We start from the raw sequence: 15,484 nt of genomic DNA on the forward strand, positions 1-15,484 counted from the left end.
ATTTGATAGATGCACCGCCCCTTGCAGGACGGCACAATGTCTAGCGTTAACGTTTGATAATTTCCATGACCTTTTTCTGAATCGTCGGCATCACTTCTTCAACGGTGTTGTGTCCGGTATCGATCGGCTGCATCTCATTGATGAACATGTCATTGATCTGAGAATAGTGGGTGATCAGGTGGTTATAGGATTCAAATCCGTATTCAACAGCGCCTTCGTAAACCTTCTTCACATCTGCCGCATCGATGCCATCGAAATGCTTGTAATAGGTTTCGGCTGCCTTCGTATTGACAGGAGGGTTGCCACCGCTCAGGTCGATGGATTTTTCCTGAATTTCGTCGCTGACGAGATACTTGATCCATTCAAAAGCTTCCTTCGGATGTTTGGAACCCTTCAGAATCAAGAGCGGATCGACGAACAGCACGCTGCGGACCTTGTCATTGCCGCCGGCAGGCACTGCAGCCACACCAACTTTGAAAGGGAAGTCATTGGAGCCGGCAAGGCTCCATGAGCCGCTGACGGTCATACCCACCTTGCCGGTTACGAACGCATCGCCGTTTTGCCCCGCTACGCTTTTGCTCCATTCCGTTGTCGGAGACACTTTATCTTTTAAGATCAGGTTGAACAGCTTATTATAGGCTGCGATGACTTCAGGCGAATCGAAATGAGTCTCGGATGGTACGCCGCCGTTGGTCCAGGTATCCTGGGAGTAGGGTTCTGCTCCGAAATAGAGCGGGCGCATATCGCGCTCGGACCATGTGAAGTCAACGCCATATTGAGTTTTGGCAATATCATTGGATACATGCGTCATTTTCTTCGCGTCTTCGACCATTTTGTCAAACGTCCAGCTCTTGTCCTCGTAATCGCTTGGAGGATAAGCAACGTTGGCAGCATCGAACATGTCTTTGTTATAGAGCATCAGAGAGACGTACATGTTGACCGGAATACCGTAGACTTGGTCTTTGACGGTGTAGATTTTCATAAGATCATCCGGGATGTTGTAGTCGGACGCTTTAAATCCGTCTTCCTTAATAATGTCGTTCATATCAAGCAGCATGTCTTTGTTGTAATACTCCGCAAAACCGCCGTATCCATAATGGCTTGTGACGTCAGGCGATTTGCCCCCGGCAATCAGCGTTTGGAGTTTACTGTCGAACTGCTCGTAAGGAGCTTTCTCGATTTTCACCTTAATATTCGGATGTTGGGCTTCAAAATCCGGAACCAGCTTTTCAATAAAGGTGCGATCCTCGGAATCGATGGTGTAGTGCGTTATAGTGACTTGGCCCCCTGAGGAACCGGATTTAGCGTTATCGCCATCGTTACCGGGTACGACATCTCCCGCTGATTTGCCGCCGCTACAGCCGGACAATGCCAATACGACGAGCATGCTGGTCGCAAGCAAAAGTGTAAAAGACTTTTTGATCCTTATCGTTTTCATGAATTACAGTCCCCCATATATTCAAGTTTTTTGCCGCCCCTGCGGCGGAGTCTTTACTTGATGCCTGTAAGTACAATTCCTTCCACAAACCGCTTCTGGGCTATCGCAAACAGGGTCACGATCGGCAGCATGGCGAGCACGGAGGCGACCATGAGCAGATGCCACGGCGGAATTCGGAAACGCGAAGATGTGAAGGAAGACATACCGACCGGAAGCGTAAACTTATCCGATGAGCTTAAATAGAGCACAGGTGTCAAAAGGTCGTTCCAGCTGTAGATGAAGGCAAAGATCGCAACGGTGGCAAGCGCCGGACCGGACAGAGGCAAAGCGATCTGTCTCCACATCCGGAACTCGCTGCAGCCATCGATGCGTCCGGCGTCAAACAGCTCATCCGGCAGGGTGGTAAAGAACTGTCGCAGCAAAAAGATGTTGTATGCTGAACCGAAAAACGCAGGGACAATCAGCGGCAGGAAGGTATCGATCCAGTTCAGCTTGGAAAAGAGAATGAACTGTGGGATCATAATCGCTGGATATGGAAGCATCATGGTGCTGAGCATGAGCATGAACCACAAGTTACTGCCCTTGCCCCGATATCTGGCGAAGCCATAGCCTGCAAGTGCCGACGAAAACAGGGTGCCGACAACAGTCAAAATGCCGATAATGAGACTGTTCATATACATTTGACCGAAGTTCAGCGTGTCGAAAATTTCTCTGTAGTTACTCCACTGCCAGGACTCCGGCAGAAAGGTCGGAGGAAACGTCAGCAGTTCCTTCTTCGATTTCAGTGAGGTCGAGACCATGAAAAACAGAGGGAGGAGCATGAGAAAGGTGGTGACCACCAGGGCAATGAAGCTGGCAATGCTAACCGCGTCGATTTTGCGCCGGCGTTTATTCACAGAAGGTGAAGCCCCTGGGCCGGCAGTCGGAATCGTACTCATTTGCGTCCGCCTCCTTCATAGTGAACATAACGGTTCGAGAGTTTAATAATGAGCGCCGTAAACGCCATGACGACGATCAGCAGCACCCAAGCGAGTGCCGAGGAGTAGCCCGCTCTGTATTCCTTGAAGGCACTGGTGTACAGGTTGTAAACGTAGAACCAGGTCGAGTAGTTTGGACCCCCTTGGGTCATTACATACGCCTGCGTAAATACCTGGAAGGAATCAATGACGCCCATAATCAGTTGGAACAAAAGTACCGGTGAAATCATGGGCAGCGTCACGTTCAGGAAAATCCGGAAGCGTCCCGCACCGTCAAGCTTGGCGGCTTCCACGAGACTGGCAGGAACGCCCTGAAGTCCCGCAAGGAACAGAATCATACCTGAGCCCACCGTCCAGAAGGACATAATCATCAGAGCGTAAAGCGCATAATCGGGGTTCATGAGCCAGGCTGGGCCGCTAATGCCGAACCAGGATAGCACGTAATTGAACAGACCGATCGATGGGTTGAAAATCCAGTACCACAGCAAAGACATCGCCACGCCGGATACCATACTGGGAAAATACATGGCGGTTCGGAAAAATCCGCGGAACGGTATTTTCGCATTGAGCAGGAGAGCAAATCCGAGTGCCAGCAGCAGCTGGATCGGTACACTGATAAATGTATAGCGCACCGTTACGACAACAGATTTCCAAAACAGGTCATTTTGAAACATTTCTTTGTAATTCGCGAGTCCGACATATTTTGGCGGGTGGATAATGTCATAGTCCGTAAAGCTGTAATAAAGGGATGACAGAATCGGATACAAGGCAAACACGAAGAAACCGATAAGCCATGGAGAGATGAAGAGGTACATGTAAAATGTCTGCCGCCGGCTTTCGCGATGGGTCACATAAACACCAACCTTTCTATTTGATATAAAGTTATAACGCTTTAACTTTCGTATTTGAGTTTCCCCGAAATAAAAAGGTTTCATGTGATGTTATGTAATTGAAAGTTAAAGTGCTTTAACTTTATTATCCGGACTGATGAGATTATCATAGTGGATGGTTTCTCAATTATCAACCCTTTTTTTGGATGTTTGTAAGCGCTACCTTTATTGACGCTTCGGAAGTTCTTTCAAAACGCCTGACAAAGGCTGATATAGAAAGGTTTGGGTGGATATTCAAGCCCTCGGAAATTAAAGATATTTCTTTGGAGGGATTTTCGCGAAAGGACTGTATTTTTAGGCAAAGTGTACTAGGAAGTCCGAATGGCATTCGTATCATACGCTCGGTCGGATAAAACTTGCTTCGGTCAGTTTCATGCTTTTAAGGATGTTGAAACCTTGGATGGAGTCATGCGCTTCGACTCCGGACAAGTCGAAGCGAAGTGGATTCCCTAATGCGTCAACTACCGCACGTATTTTCGTGCTTAATCCACCTCGGGGACGTCCGATAATTTGCTCGCTTTGCCCCCTTTTGCGCCTGATCCATGCTGGTGAACTCGCACAATCGTGGCGTCAATCATCACGCTTTCCTCGTCAGGATCTAGGGAAACATGCTTTAACACGTCACCCCAAATGCCCGCTTTCTGCCAGCGTCGAAAGCGGGTGAAGACGGATTTCCAATTGGGGAAGTGGTCTGGTAGATCACGCCAAGGGCGCCTGAACGAGCTATCCATAGCATTGCGTTTAACATGATTCGATTGTCCACTGCGGGACGTCCTTCTTGTGGTTTTCGTTCAGGTGGGAACGACCATCAGCAGTCTGAAATCGGAGAAGGCCGGATACGAGGCGTCTGCGGGTATCGATCTATATTTCATCTTGGGCTGAATTTTAGCAGGTGAGCGGGTCAAAGTAGACCGGAAATTTGTGCACTGCATTCCTTCAATTTTTTACTTACCGCACGGTCTCTCTTTCGACTTAATCGCGCGGCAGGGCCGGATATAGCCAATGCTGCAATCACTTTACCATTATAAAATATTGGAGCAGCAACGCAGCGTAAACCCACTTCCGTTTCTTCATCATCAATGGCGTATCCTTGTTGACGGATTACGTTTAGATGCTCTTTTAATAAATGGTTGTCGTCAAAGGTATGCTTTGTTGCTTTGTGCTGGGTAAGATGTGTAAGCATTTTTTTTAGTTGTTCATCACTTAGGTGCGCCAGGATAACTTTCCCAAAGGCACTTAGATGGGCATAAGCGGAATCACCTACACGTGTATGGCTACGGATGGCATGATTGCCCTCCACCACTTGGACTGTCATGACCTTCATTCCATCTAAAACTCCGATATAAGCAGTTTCGCCAAGCTCCTGTGCTAATTGATGCAGGGATGGAACAACTAACCAATTAAGTCGAGTGTTAGCAGACGATGAATGGTGTCCCTTTAATTCAGAAGCTTTGTACGTGTGACCATCTTTTTGAATAAATCCTGTCATTTCCAGCGTATATAGCAGACGGAAAGTTGTAGACTTGTTAAGGTTAAACCGATGCATGATCTCAGTCAGTCTCATGGGTTCACCTTGTTGCAACGCGTCTAGAATGAGTAGTCCTTTTTTTAGGGTTGCAACCTCATATTGATCCATTGATTCACCTCTAAGCATCCTTTAATTTTGTCTTTATGGCTACCAATGTAGTTTCAGTTTTACTGAAAGCGGGAAATTATTATAATTGAATTATTGACATATAAATAAAAAACCATTGCATTCCATTTTAACGTGTATGAAGTAAAATTGTACAGATTCGGTCTTTCACCAGAGGACCTCAACTGATTACAAGTGAAAAAGAGAGGGAAAGAGCTTTACGCCCAAACCCTCTCAGGTATATTTAAGTGGTTATGACCATAACCATGACCACTTATTCTCCTTTTAAAAACAGGCGGATGCCCTCAACTGCGTAAGCATGATCCAACTCGCCGGTTAATCCGCCAACCGTTACAGATCCGACTACGCCAACACCCTTGACACGGATGGGAATAGAACCGCCAACCGCTTGATATTCTGCAGTGGAAAGCAGGGAGTGTTCTGCATGAGAAGCACCGCTTTGGATAAAGCGCTGGTCGATGTAGGCAGAACTGCGGTTATAGTGATCGACAATCCGTTTTTTGCGAAATAACCATACGTAGTTTTCCTCCGAAGTACCATCCATGAGATGTGTAAACACGGGAACTCGGTTACGTTCAATATGCACGGCCACCGCTACGTTGTTTTCTTGAGCATACTGCACAATCTGGTTACCAATGACAAGAGCATCTTGGTGGCTAAAACTTGCAAATTCCAATTCTTCCTCTAATAGTTCCAATGATTTCAAATCCATTTATCCTCTCTCCTCAACAAAAAGATTTTGTTTTTTATCCATTCTGTAGTTTATAGCTGCCAGTAAAAAGGCGAATCCTGCCATAATTGCACCGATCCAAGCCGTGTCCATCATATGCAAGTGGTCTACTGCAAGCCCACCCAATGTTGAACCAGCCGCGATCCCAATATTAAAAGCAGAGATGTTTAATGCAGAAGCGACATCCTTGGCAGAAGGCACCAGCTTTTCTGCGAGCATTAGAATGTAAGCCTGTACGCCGGGAGACATCATAAAAGCGAAGAAGCCCATTAATATGAGGGACAAAATGGTGAGCGTCTTGTTGGGCAGTAGCCATATTTGGAGCAGCAGAGCAATGCCCTGAAACAGAAATACGAATCGAAGTGCCTTTACAGGATGTCCATTTGCTAATTTCCCCCCGATAATATTCCCAATGGCTACAGCAACACCGTAAATCAGCAGTAGCCATGAAATAGACGAAGATGAGTAGCCGCTAATCTCTTCAAGGATAGGAGAGATATACGTAAATAAGGCGAAGGTTCCGCCGAAACCTAGAATCGTCATTAACAAGGCAGTGATGATCCGAGGATTAACAATCAAACTTCCAACATCTCTTAAGGTCGGTGAGTGCATTGAACGTGGGACTTTTTCTACTGCCACAAGACTGACCAACAAGGCTATCAGCCCTAAAATTGCGACCACGGCAAATGACATACGCCAACCAAATTCCTGCCCGATATAGGTTCCAAGGGGAACACCCAAAATGGTAGCGACGGTTAACCCAGTGAACATAATGGAGATGGCGGTGCCTTTCTTGTTAGCAGGCACCATATCTGCGGCCACTGTAGCTGCAACAGCGAAAAATACACCATGTGTAATAGCTGTAATTATCCTAGATAAGAGCAAAAGGAAATAGGTGGAAGCTATTGCTGCTAGAGCATTCCCTAAAGTGAAGACGACCATGAGGAACACCAGGTATCCTTTTTTAGGCAATTTCCCGGTAATAACTACGACGATTGGGGTTCCAATAGCAAGGGCAACTGCATACCCTGACACCAGGGTTCCAGCTTGCGTTACCGATATGCCAAGATCGGTGGCTACCTCTTGTAGAATACCGACAATAACAAATTCTGTCGTTCCAATAGCAAAAGCACTTATTGCAAGTGACATTAGTGCTATAAAGATTTTTGAATTCATACTTTCACCTCCTTATGTAGGCCAATATTAAGTGAGAACTTAAATGAGTTCAAATAAAGAAAAAAAGTTTCTATAAAAGAAACTTTTTTCTCGGTGGATACAATGATAATACCAATTGGAGAATCGATTGATCTTTACATAAACGATAACAACGTACTTAGCTTTGATCTTATGTCTCAATGTTTTCCAAATGATACACATCCATGGTGTCAATTATGGTTTCTATATTTTTCCGGTATGTTTGGTAATGCTCAGTATTCACATGTGCGATTATGGCATTTTCGTCAGCCCAAGACTCATAAAAAACATATGTGCCTATTTTTTCAAGCGATTTATGCAGCTTATATTGTATACAACCTTTCTCAGCACGCGACGGTTCAATAAGTTTGATCAACTCATCGCGTAGCTGCTCCTCTTGTCCAGGTTTTGCTTTTAGAATCGCACAAATGGTAATGACATTCATAAAATACACCTCTTAATAAAAAATTTGTTGATCTCTTGTTGATAAAACCTAACCAATAATTAGTAACGATATTACGTGTCTCTAAGCCGAAATTTTTTCTGCACAGTGATCCTCCAATGGGGTTAAAAGGGAAGATCAGTTGCTGAAATATGAAAAAAATGCAAGCAGCATGGCCTCATCATAGGTGAATCATAGGGGATTTTCAAAAAATGTTAGAAAGTTTCTAATAAAGAACCCATTCAGCTACCTGAGTAAGTGTCTTTATGTCTGACAAGCTCTTGTCCAGCAATGTACAAGTACAAGTACAAGTACAAGTGTGTAGCCTTCGGCAGTGGAAAGGGAGGGCGAGTAATGAAATAATCCTTACCACTGTTTGCGTTCTCATAACACCGCGAAGTGCTGCAGGTGCTAAATCTACCAAGGGCCTACATTAAAGCTAAAGTTGGCTTTAACGATAACATGGACAGGCATTATATGGTTGTTTATTGTGCTTATATGTGTAAAAATATATTGTATATTAAAAATATAACAAATGAATTGGTGATGTGATTATCATGAGTACTAATGATCGAATACCGTTATACCAACAAATTCAGGACTATGTCCGCAAAATAATTACCTCGGAGAATATGAAGCCGGGTGATCGGATACCGACAGAGAAGGAGCTAATGGATCAGTTTAATGTTAGCAAAATTACGGTTGTCAATGCCCTAACAGGCTTAGCTAACGAGAAGCTGATCGCCCGTGTTCCTGGTAAAGGTAGTTTTGTCGCAGAAGAGACGGACGCAGTTATCACAGTATTTTCTGAATCTCCAACTACAATGAGAAGGGGGCTTAGTACAGGCCTGATTGGTATTATCATGCCTACGATCCACGACTACTTTGCTATCCGACTAATCGAGGGTATTGAACAAACACTGAATCAAGAAGGTTACCGCAGCATGATCATGTTGACCAATGGCAAGATCGAGAAAGAAAAGGATGCGATCAAGGAGCTAAAAGCACTTGGAGCGGAGGGGCTACTTATCTTTCCTGTAGATGAAGGGAATTATAACGAGGAAATTCTCGGCATGAAGTTATCCGGCTTCCCTTTTTTGCTGATTGACCGATATTTGCCGGGAGTCGAAACCCATTACATCGCGGCTGATGGAAGACTAGGTGTGAGGATGGCCGTTGAACATCTGTGGGATCTTGGACATCGTGATATAGCCATCTGCTCGGATTCACCGCTGCAAACCGTCACGGTCCAGGAGCGAATTGATGGTTATATTGAAGCATTGAAAGATAAAGGGGCGCTTATTAATCCTGCTCATATGATTACAGATTTCAAGCCATTGTCTGTCCTGAAGGACGCAGAATCCCATCCATTATACCGATATATCTCTAACAAAATGGTCACGGCTTATATTTCACTTAACGGTAGGTTGGGTGTTCAGATCTATCAAATGGCCAAGCAAGCAGGACTCCGTATTCCCGAAGATGTGTCGATTGTGAGCTTTGATGATCCAACTTCCATCGTGGAGGAATTTAGTATATTCACGCATGTTAAGCAGTTTGAGAGCGAGATGGGATCCCGTGCAGCCGGCCAGCTTGTCGAAGTCATTCGTAGTAGCGGAGATACTATCGGCTTCAGCAAGATACTAATTCAACCTGAACTTGTCATTCGACAAACCTCGGGAATCTGTCCCATATCGTAATTTCCAAGTTTTGATTAAAGTCTTTTCCGTATATGATCCGGAAAGGACTTTTTATTTTTAAAAAACATATTGAATATATTGTTAATATATATTATATTTTATGAAATGGTGGATACACAAACCACGAAAGACAGACAAACATGGGTGAGGAGGTTAGGACCATGCTTCGAGATCGTAAAGAAGAACGAATTGGATTTCAGGAATCAGCGCCCTATCATCCCGATTATGATCTGCAAACGGACTTTGTCATGGTCTACGGGATTGACGAAACGATGCAGGAACGTATTCGGGAATGGAAGAATAAAGGGTACGTTGTGCATTTAATGACAGGAGTAGCATGGGGGACCTATAACAGCTACCTGGACGGGGAAGTAGACGGAGAAACACATTGGGATGAAGCACAAACGGACCGTCATGGTGAGATGATTGTTCATGGCAAGGAGCCCATTATTCCTTACATGGTCCCAACCGTTTCCTTTGGCAAATATATTGCTGAACGCATACGTGTAGCTGTTGATTCGGGCGTGGAGGCGATTCATCTGGAAGAGCCTGAATTCTGGGTGAACGGCGGATACTCGGAATCGTTTAAGAGAGAATGGCAGCTGTATTACAAAGAATCCTGGAGAGCGCCTCATTCCTCACCCGATGCACAGTTTCGGGCCTCCAAATTGAAAGCGTATTTATATACACGTGTATTAGACCGATTATGTACCGAGATGAAAGATTATGCTCTAAAGCGTTACAATCGCGTTCTTCGGTTTTACGTTCCAACCCACAGTCTGATTAATTATACGCAGTGGCGAATCGTTAGTCCGCAGTCTCGCTTGATTGAGCTTCCGTCTGTAGATGGATATATTGCGCAAATCTGGACAGGGACTTCACGAACACCCAACGTTTATGAGGGGGTACGAAAAGAACGAACGTTTGAAACCGCATACTTAGAATATGGTGTTATGCAAGAGCTAGTAAGGGGAACAGACAGACGAATGTGGTTTCTGCATGATCCCATCGAAGACAATCCGAATTACACATGGGCCGATTATAAACAGAACTACCTGAAGACGGTTGCTGCTTCACTTCTTCATCCTGGAGTTTCCCATTACGAGGTCGCCCCATGGCCGCGAAGAATATTTAAAGGGAATTATCCATCTGATGATGGTGCAGGTAAAGAGCAGATTCCTCCTGATTATGCAACGACATTGCTGCACGTTATGCACACACTTGGAAACATGGATCAGGACAATGTTGAAATTGAAGGTGAATCTCCTCAGGTTGGTGTATTGATTGCAGATTCAGCGATGTTTCAGCGCATGAAATCGGAGCCGGAAGCACCTGATGCCGGAAAGTATGACGGCACAGATCCAGAAGGATTCCAAGAGGATGGCGATACAGAGTTGTTAGATTTCTCTCCATTCTATGGTCTTGCGTTACCCTTACTTAAACACGGGATACCGGTGAGACCTGTCCAACTTGATAATGTGAGGCGCTATCCCCATTACTTGGCTCCATATCGTGTCCTTCTTTTGAGTTATGAGTTTATGAAGCCAGAACACTCTGATATCCATTATGCACTGGCCCAATGGGTACAGGATGGGGGCGCGTTGATCTATATTGGGGATGACAGCGACCCGTATCACAACATTCGAGCATGGTGGAATGACGACCAGCGCAGTGAAAGCACTAATACCATGTATCACTCACCACGAGAGCACTTATTTGAACAGCTTGGGCTTAAGGTAGAGCAGGAAGGGATTCATCATGTGGGCAAAGGACTGGTTCAGTGGCTCTCTGTACATCCGGCTACATGTTCGTCAAGTAAATCGGGTGCAGATCAACTTCGCCAGTCTGTGAAAGAAACATTGGAGAAACTTCAGGATTCCAACTTCCGTTGGGAAGCCAAGCATTATTTTAAGATTAAACGGGGGCCCTACATCATTGCCTCTGTCCTGGAAGAGTCTGTATCCGAAGAACCGCTGGTTATTCCAGGTCCGGTTGTAGACTTGTTCGATCCTGCCCTGCATGTTCTGCAAGAGGTAAGGCTAGCTCCTGGTGAGCAAGCATTGTTATACGACATTACGGCCGGAAGGCCACAGCAAGACAAGGTCAGCCTAGTCTCAGCTTCTTCCAGAATTGAAGATCTGACGATAACGAATACAGGTTTTCAATGTGTAGCCAAGGGTCCGTCAAATATGCAGGCCACGGCCAGATTCTACTGTCCATTTGAACCGATATCCGTTTCTAGTATAGATCAACATAAGACTGTAACTACCGGATGGGAATGGGATACGGAGTCGAAAACCGTACTGCTGAAGTATGAGCATGGCAGCAAGAACAAGGTGGAGATTCAAGTAAGGTGGGGTCGTGAGAATACAAAAGCTTGATGAATGAGAGGAGAGAACAAAACAATTATGCCATATGAACCGATTAGACTCGGGCATTTGAATCAAATGCTATCCAAACTCCGTGAAGCGATATATGAGCCAATTGCCAAGTTGAATGTGACGGCATGGGTTACCCCCGAGCCCGTTTCATTCGAGGAAAGAATGTCAGGTCAGAAAATCACCCTTTCACAGGGCGAGCGTTGGGGGGAGTTATGGGATTGTGCCTGGTTTTGTTTTACTGGCAGCATTCCACCGTCTGGAAGTGACGCCAAGGTTGTTCTTCTGTTGGACGTGAACGGCGAACTCTGTCTGGTGGACCACGAAGGAACGCCTGTGCAGGGTTTGACAACCATCAATTCGGAGTTTGAATTCACATTGGGTCTCCCTGGGAAAAGAGTGGTTGAACTGGATCATTCTTCGATAACGGTGGCGGAGGGAGCATTCGAACTGTGGGCCGATGCTGGCAATAACGACTTATTTGGCAAGTACCAAGGTGGAACTGTAAAAGAAGCGGTTATTGCGATCTGCCATGAAGGGATCCGAAGTCTGTATTACGACACAGAGGTACTTCTGGAAACGGCAGAGCATCTCCCTGCCGACACAGCGCGTAGAGAAAAAATTCTTCAGTCCCTATATGACGTTTCATTAATATTGACGGAATTCACACCAGACCGTATTCATCGTGCTAAGGGATTATTGAACGAACAATTATCATTTCGCGGTGGAGATTCCGTGATGAACATAAGTGCCGTTGGTCATGCGCATATCGATTTGGCTTGGTTATGGCCGATCCGTGAAACGATCCGAAAAGGTGCAAGAACATTCTCGACGGTGCTTCGCATGATGGAACGTTATCCCGATTATGTGTTCGGGGCGAGCCAGCCTCAGCTATACGATTGGATGAAGGAACACTATCCCAAGCTATATGACCAGATCAAGGAACGAGTGCAGGAAGGCAGATGGGAACCGCAAGGGGCGATGTGGGTAGAGTCGGATACCAATGTGCCGGGTGGTGAATCTCTTGTGCGTCAGATCCTGTATGGCAAACGGTATTTTCAACAGGAATTTGGAATGGAGATGAAGTCACTGTGGATGCCAGACGTATTTGGTTACTCCGCAAGCTTGCCGCAGTTATTGAAAAAATCCGGTGTGGATTACATGATGACACAGAAGCTCTCCTGGAGTGAGTACAACCGCCATCCTCACCATTCCTTTCTGTGGGAAGGGATCGACGGTTCCTCAGTATTAACACATATGCCACCTGAGGATACGTACAACAGTCCGGCGGCTCCACGTTCCATTGCCAAAGCAGAGCGGGAGTACTTAGATAAAAATGTATCCAACCACGCACTGATGCTCTTCGGCATTGGAGACGGCGGCGGTGGGCCGGGAGAAGAACATTTGGAACGGCTGGAGCGAGAGAAGAACCTGCTCGGTCTGGCGCCTGTTGTACAGGAACCTTCATGGAGATTCTTTGAACGATTGAATGAAGAAAGAGAAAGATTCCAGACCTGGCGTGGTGAGCTATATCTGGAAAAGCACCAAGGAACCCTGACCAGTCAGGCACGAAGCAAGCGCTACAACCGCAAGATGGAGAAAGCTTTACGTGAACTGGAGTTTGCCGCTGTGCTGGCTAACCGGATTGGCAAGTCTTATCCGGCCGAGACACTGGAGACGATCTGGAAGGAAGTCCTTCTATACCAGTTCCACGACATACTTCCAGGATCTTCAATTAAGCGGGTGTACGATGAGTCGTTAATACGGTATGAAGAATTGCTCCAGCAGACGGAAGCCATGATCACCGAAACCTACGGCTATTTAGCAGACCATATCTCATCGAGTGAGGCAGACTCCTCTGGAGTCGTGGTGTTCAATTCACTGCCTTGGGAACGCGAGGAATGGCTCCACATGGATGGACGATGGTGTAAAGTGCAGGTTCCATCGATGGGATACACTGTGGTATCCGATTATGGCAACCAGGGTGTCGAGCGGGAAGTAGCGTCCAGCATTGAAATCGATTCGGAAACGTTGGATTCGGGTTTCCATGTTAAAGCCAAGGAGCGCAGTATGGAGAATGACATCCTCATCGTGAAATTTGATCAGAATGGTGGCATCACCTCGATCTTGGATAAGTTGGAGGCGCGTGAAGTCATTCTGCAAGGACAGCGGGGGAACGATCTTCGCGTGTATCATGATGAAGGTGATGCCTGGGATTTCCGTCATGATTATTCAGCGCAGGCGGGGATGCCATTAATTCTGAATGATATCCGGGAGCTTCGGGATGGTCCGAGAGTTGGGCTGGTTTTTGATTACAGCTACGGAGAGTCTACTCTAACCCAAACCGTCACTCTAACCGAGGGTAGTCGGCGTATCGATTTCGAGACCGGCGCGGATTGGAGAGAAAACGGTAAAATGTTACGTACTTCTTTCCCAGTTAACATCCGTACCGATCAGGTTCACTGTGAAATCCAGTTCGGCAGCTTGAGCAGACCGACTCACCGCAATACGATGTGGGATTTTGCGAAGGATGAGATTTGCGCTCATCAATGGGTTGATTTATCGGAGCCGGATTACGGAGTCGCCCTGCTCAATGATTGTAAATACGGGCATCGAGCCATCAACAATGTGCTTGACCTTCATTTGCTGCGCAGCAGCTCCTATCCAGATCCGGTGGCGGATCGTGCAGAGCATCAATTCACCTACTCGTTATATCCGCATCAAGGAAATCACGTGCAGGCTGAAATCTATCGAAAAGGAAATGAGCTGAATATTCCGCTTCGCCTGAGCTCCTTATCTGTATCCTCAGCGGATGTATCAGAGGGAAAACTGCCTTATATGAAAGCATTCTTGCAGCCGGATCATCCGCACATCATGGTGGAGTCGGTAAAAAAAGCCGAGGATAGTAACGACATCATCGTCCGTCTGTATGAAACCTCGGGAACCCAGGTCAAAACGAAATTGTCTATCGGATGGAATGCAGCTGAAGTCTGGGAGGTTGATCTCATGGAGAATAACATTTCAAAGCTGGAACTTCAGAATCAATCTGACGTAGTCTTGTCCTTTACACCATTCGAAATCATCTCGTTGCGATTGAAAGGTTAGCAAGAATAACGGGTTCAACCTTCCACAAGGGAAAGGAGCGTTGGGAATGTGAATAAGTCTAACAATCTGTTAATGAAGCGAATCTGGAAGCATAAGATCTTTTACTTGTTCATGCTACCTGGAATCATCTGGTTTTTCTTGTTCTCCTATGTGCCCTTATATGGAATTCAAGTTGCCTTCAGGGATTACACCTTCGTTGGCGGTTTCAGTGGAAGTCCATGGGCGGGCTTCAAGTACTTTGAACAATTCTTTAACTATTATCAATCCGGTGATATCATCCGCAACACGGTGATCATCAGTCTCATGAAACTGCTTATCGGCTTTCCGATGCCGATCATTCTTGCCATTCTTTTAAACGAGATACGGATGATCAGGTTCAAGAAAACCGTTCAGACTCTTTCTTATTTACCTTATTTTGTATCCTGGATCGTGGTTGTCACCCTGATGCAGAGATTGCTTACTCCATATGGCGGGCCAGTCAATGATTTGCTGGGATCGTTTGGAACCGATCCGATCCAATTCCTGTACAATCCCACCTGGTTCTATCAGATGATTCTCGGATCGGACATCTGGAAAAACATCGGTTGGAATTCGATCATCTTTATGGCCGCCATTGCAGGAATTGATCAGCAGCAATATGAAGCTGCCAAGATCGATGGCGCTGGACGCTTTCAACAGATGTGGCACGTGACACTTCCAGGTATCCGTAATGTGGCCATTATATTATTTATTCTCGCCGTGGGTAATTTGATGAGCGCCGGTTATGAGCAGCTTCTTCTCCTGAACGGACCTGGGACTGCCAGCATGGGCAGCGTACTGGATGTGCATGCCATTAACTCTGGTATCCGGGAAGGGCGCCTGAGTTACGCCGCAGCTGTTGGATTATTCCAAAGCGTTATTGGTCTTATCCTGGTTCTGACGGTCAATCGGATTGCCCGCAAAGTCAGTGATGTATCCCTGTTCTAAGGAGGTGACG

Annotated in this window: 11 protein-coding genes and 1 pseudogene; 4 read left to right on the top strand and 8 right to left on the bottom strand. The window is 46.1% G+C overall.

From position 1 onward, the window contains the following. Positions 1–46: 46 nt before the first annotated feature. From ACDJ58_RS01785 to ACDJ58_RS01820, 8 genes and pseudogenes are all read right to left on the bottom strand, one after another. Entirely contained in the window at positions 47–1,438 is a 1,392-nt protein-coding gene (locus ACDJ58_RS01785; RefSeq protein ID WP_413374999.1) for an ABC transporter substrate-binding protein, read from the bottom strand. A 53-nt stretch (positions 1,439–1,491) separates the two neighbouring features. Next, positions 1,492–2,376 carry a carbohydrate ABC transporter permease gene (locus ACDJ58_RS01790; RefSeq protein WP_063567787.1) on the bottom strand — a complete coding sequence of 295 codons (885 nt, stop codon included), beginning with the start codon at positions 2,374–2,376 and terminating at the stop codon, positions 1,492–1,494. Continuing rightward, positions 2,373–3,230: a carbohydrate ABC transporter permease gene (locus tag ACDJ58_RS01795; RefSeq protein WP_413379423.1), complete on the bottom strand. Its 858-nt coding sequence runs from the start codon at positions 3,228–3,230 to the stop codon at positions 2,373–2,375. The genes ACDJ58_RS01790 and ACDJ58_RS01795 overlap by 4 nt, the downstream gene beginning before the upstream one ends. Positions 3,231–3,934: 704 nt before the next feature. Further along, positions 3,935–4,036 (bottom strand): annotated as a pseudogene (locus ACDJ58_RS01800) (transposase); the annotation flags it as partial. A gap of 170 nt (positions 4,037–4,206) precedes the next feature. After that, positions 4,207–4,941: an IclR family transcriptional regulator gene (locus ACDJ58_RS01805; protein ID WP_413375001.1), complete on the bottom strand. Its 735-nt coding sequence runs from the start codon at positions 4,939–4,941 to the stop codon at positions 4,207–4,209. A 271-nt stretch (positions 4,942–5,212) separates the two neighbouring features. Beyond that, positions 5,213–5,671, bottom strand: a complete 459-nt coding sequence (locus tag ACDJ58_RS01810; protein ID WP_413375003.1) for a heme-binding protein — start codon at positions 5,669–5,671, stop codon at positions 5,213–5,215. Further along, positions 5,672–6,865 (bottom strand): MFS transporter, encoded by a 1,194-nt coding sequence (locus ACDJ58_RS01815; RefSeq protein WP_413375005.1) that lies wholly within the window; start codon positions 6,863–6,865, stop codon positions 5,672–5,674. Positions 6,866–7,034: 169 nt separating this feature from the next. Further along, positions 7,035–7,328 carry a putative quinol monooxygenase gene (locus tag ACDJ58_RS01820; protein ID WP_413375007.1) on the bottom strand — a complete coding sequence of 98 codons (294 nt, stop codon included), beginning with the start codon at positions 7,326–7,328 and terminating at the stop codon, positions 7,035–7,037. Between the two features lie 554 nt (positions 7,329–7,882). Here ACDJ58_RS01820 and ACDJ58_RS01825 point away from each other — a divergent pair. The 4 genes from ACDJ58_RS01825 (at position 7,883) to ACDJ58_RS01840 (ending at position 15,474) form a co-directional block, all read left to right on the top strand. Continuing rightward, a complete protein-coding gene (locus ACDJ58_RS01825) occupies positions 7,883–9,025 on the top strand; it encodes a GntR family transcriptional regulator (protein ID WP_413375009.1) in 1,143 nt (380 codons plus the stop codon). A 161-nt stretch (positions 9,026–9,186) separates the two neighbouring features. Beyond that, complete coding sequence (locus ACDJ58_RS01830) at positions 9,187–11,406, top strand: hypothetical protein (RefSeq protein ID WP_413375011.1); 2,220 nt, start codon at positions 9,187–9,189, stop codon at positions 11,404–11,406. Between the two features lie 27 nt (positions 11,407–11,433). After that, positions 11,434–14,508 carry an alpha-mannosidase gene (locus ACDJ58_RS01835; protein ID WP_413375013.1) on the top strand — a complete coding sequence of 1,025 codons (3,075 nt, stop codon included), beginning with the start codon at positions 11,434–11,436 and terminating at the stop codon, positions 14,506–14,508. A gap of 48 nt (positions 14,509–14,556) precedes the next feature. After that, complete coding sequence (locus ACDJ58_RS01840) at positions 14,557–15,474, top strand: ABC transporter permease (protein WP_053779685.1); 918 nt, start codon at positions 14,557–14,559, stop codon at positions 15,472–15,474. Positions 15,475–15,484: the final 10 nt, after the last annotated feature.

Source organism: Paenibacillus taichungensis, assembly GCF_047302525.1.
GTDB lineage: Bacteria > Bacillota > Bacilli > Paenibacillales > Paenibacillaceae > Paenibacillus > Paenibacillus taichungensis_B.

What these genes read in the sequence shown, in the direction of transcription:
- ACDJ58_RS01785 (WP_413374999.1), bottom strand. Translation starts at nt 1,438, where the DNA reads ATGAAAACGATAAGGATCAAAAAGTCTTTTACACTTTTGCTTGCGACC.
- ACDJ58_RS01790 (WP_063567787.1), bottom strand. Translation starts at nt 2,376, where the DNA reads ATGAGTACGATTCCGACTGCCGGCCCAGGGGCTTCACCTTCTGTGAAT.
- ACDJ58_RS01795 (WP_413379423.1), bottom strand. Translation starts at nt 3,230, where the DNA reads ATGTACCTCTTCATCTCTCCATGGCTTATCGGTTTCTTCGTGTTTGCC.
- ACDJ58_RS01805 (WP_413375001.1), bottom strand. Translation starts at nt 4,941, where the DNA reads ATGGATCAATATGAGGTTGCAACCCTAAAAAAAGGACTACTCATTCTA.
- ACDJ58_RS01810 (WP_413375003.1), bottom strand. Translation starts at nt 5,671, where the DNA reads ATGGATTTGAAATCATTGGAACTATTAGAGGAAGAATTGGAATTTGCA.
- ACDJ58_RS01815 (WP_413375005.1), bottom strand. Translation starts at nt 6,865, where the DNA reads ATGAATTCAAAAATCTTTATAGCACTAATGTCACTTGCAATAAGTGCT.
- ACDJ58_RS01820 (WP_413375007.1), bottom strand. Translation starts at nt 7,328, where the DNA reads ATGAATGTCATTACCATTTGTGCGATTCTAAAAGCAAAACCTGGACAA.
- ACDJ58_RS01825 (WP_413375009.1), top strand. Translation starts at nt 7,883, where the DNA reads ATGAGTACTAATGATCGAATACCGTTATACCAACAAATTCAGGACTAT.
- ACDJ58_RS01830 (WP_413375011.1), top strand. Translation starts at nt 9,187, where the DNA reads ATGCTTCGAGATCGTAAAGAAGAACGAATTGGATTTCAGGAATCAGCG.
- ACDJ58_RS01835 (WP_413375013.1), top strand. Translation starts at nt 11,434, where the DNA reads ATGCCATATGAACCGATTAGACTCGGGCATTTGAATCAAATGCTATCC.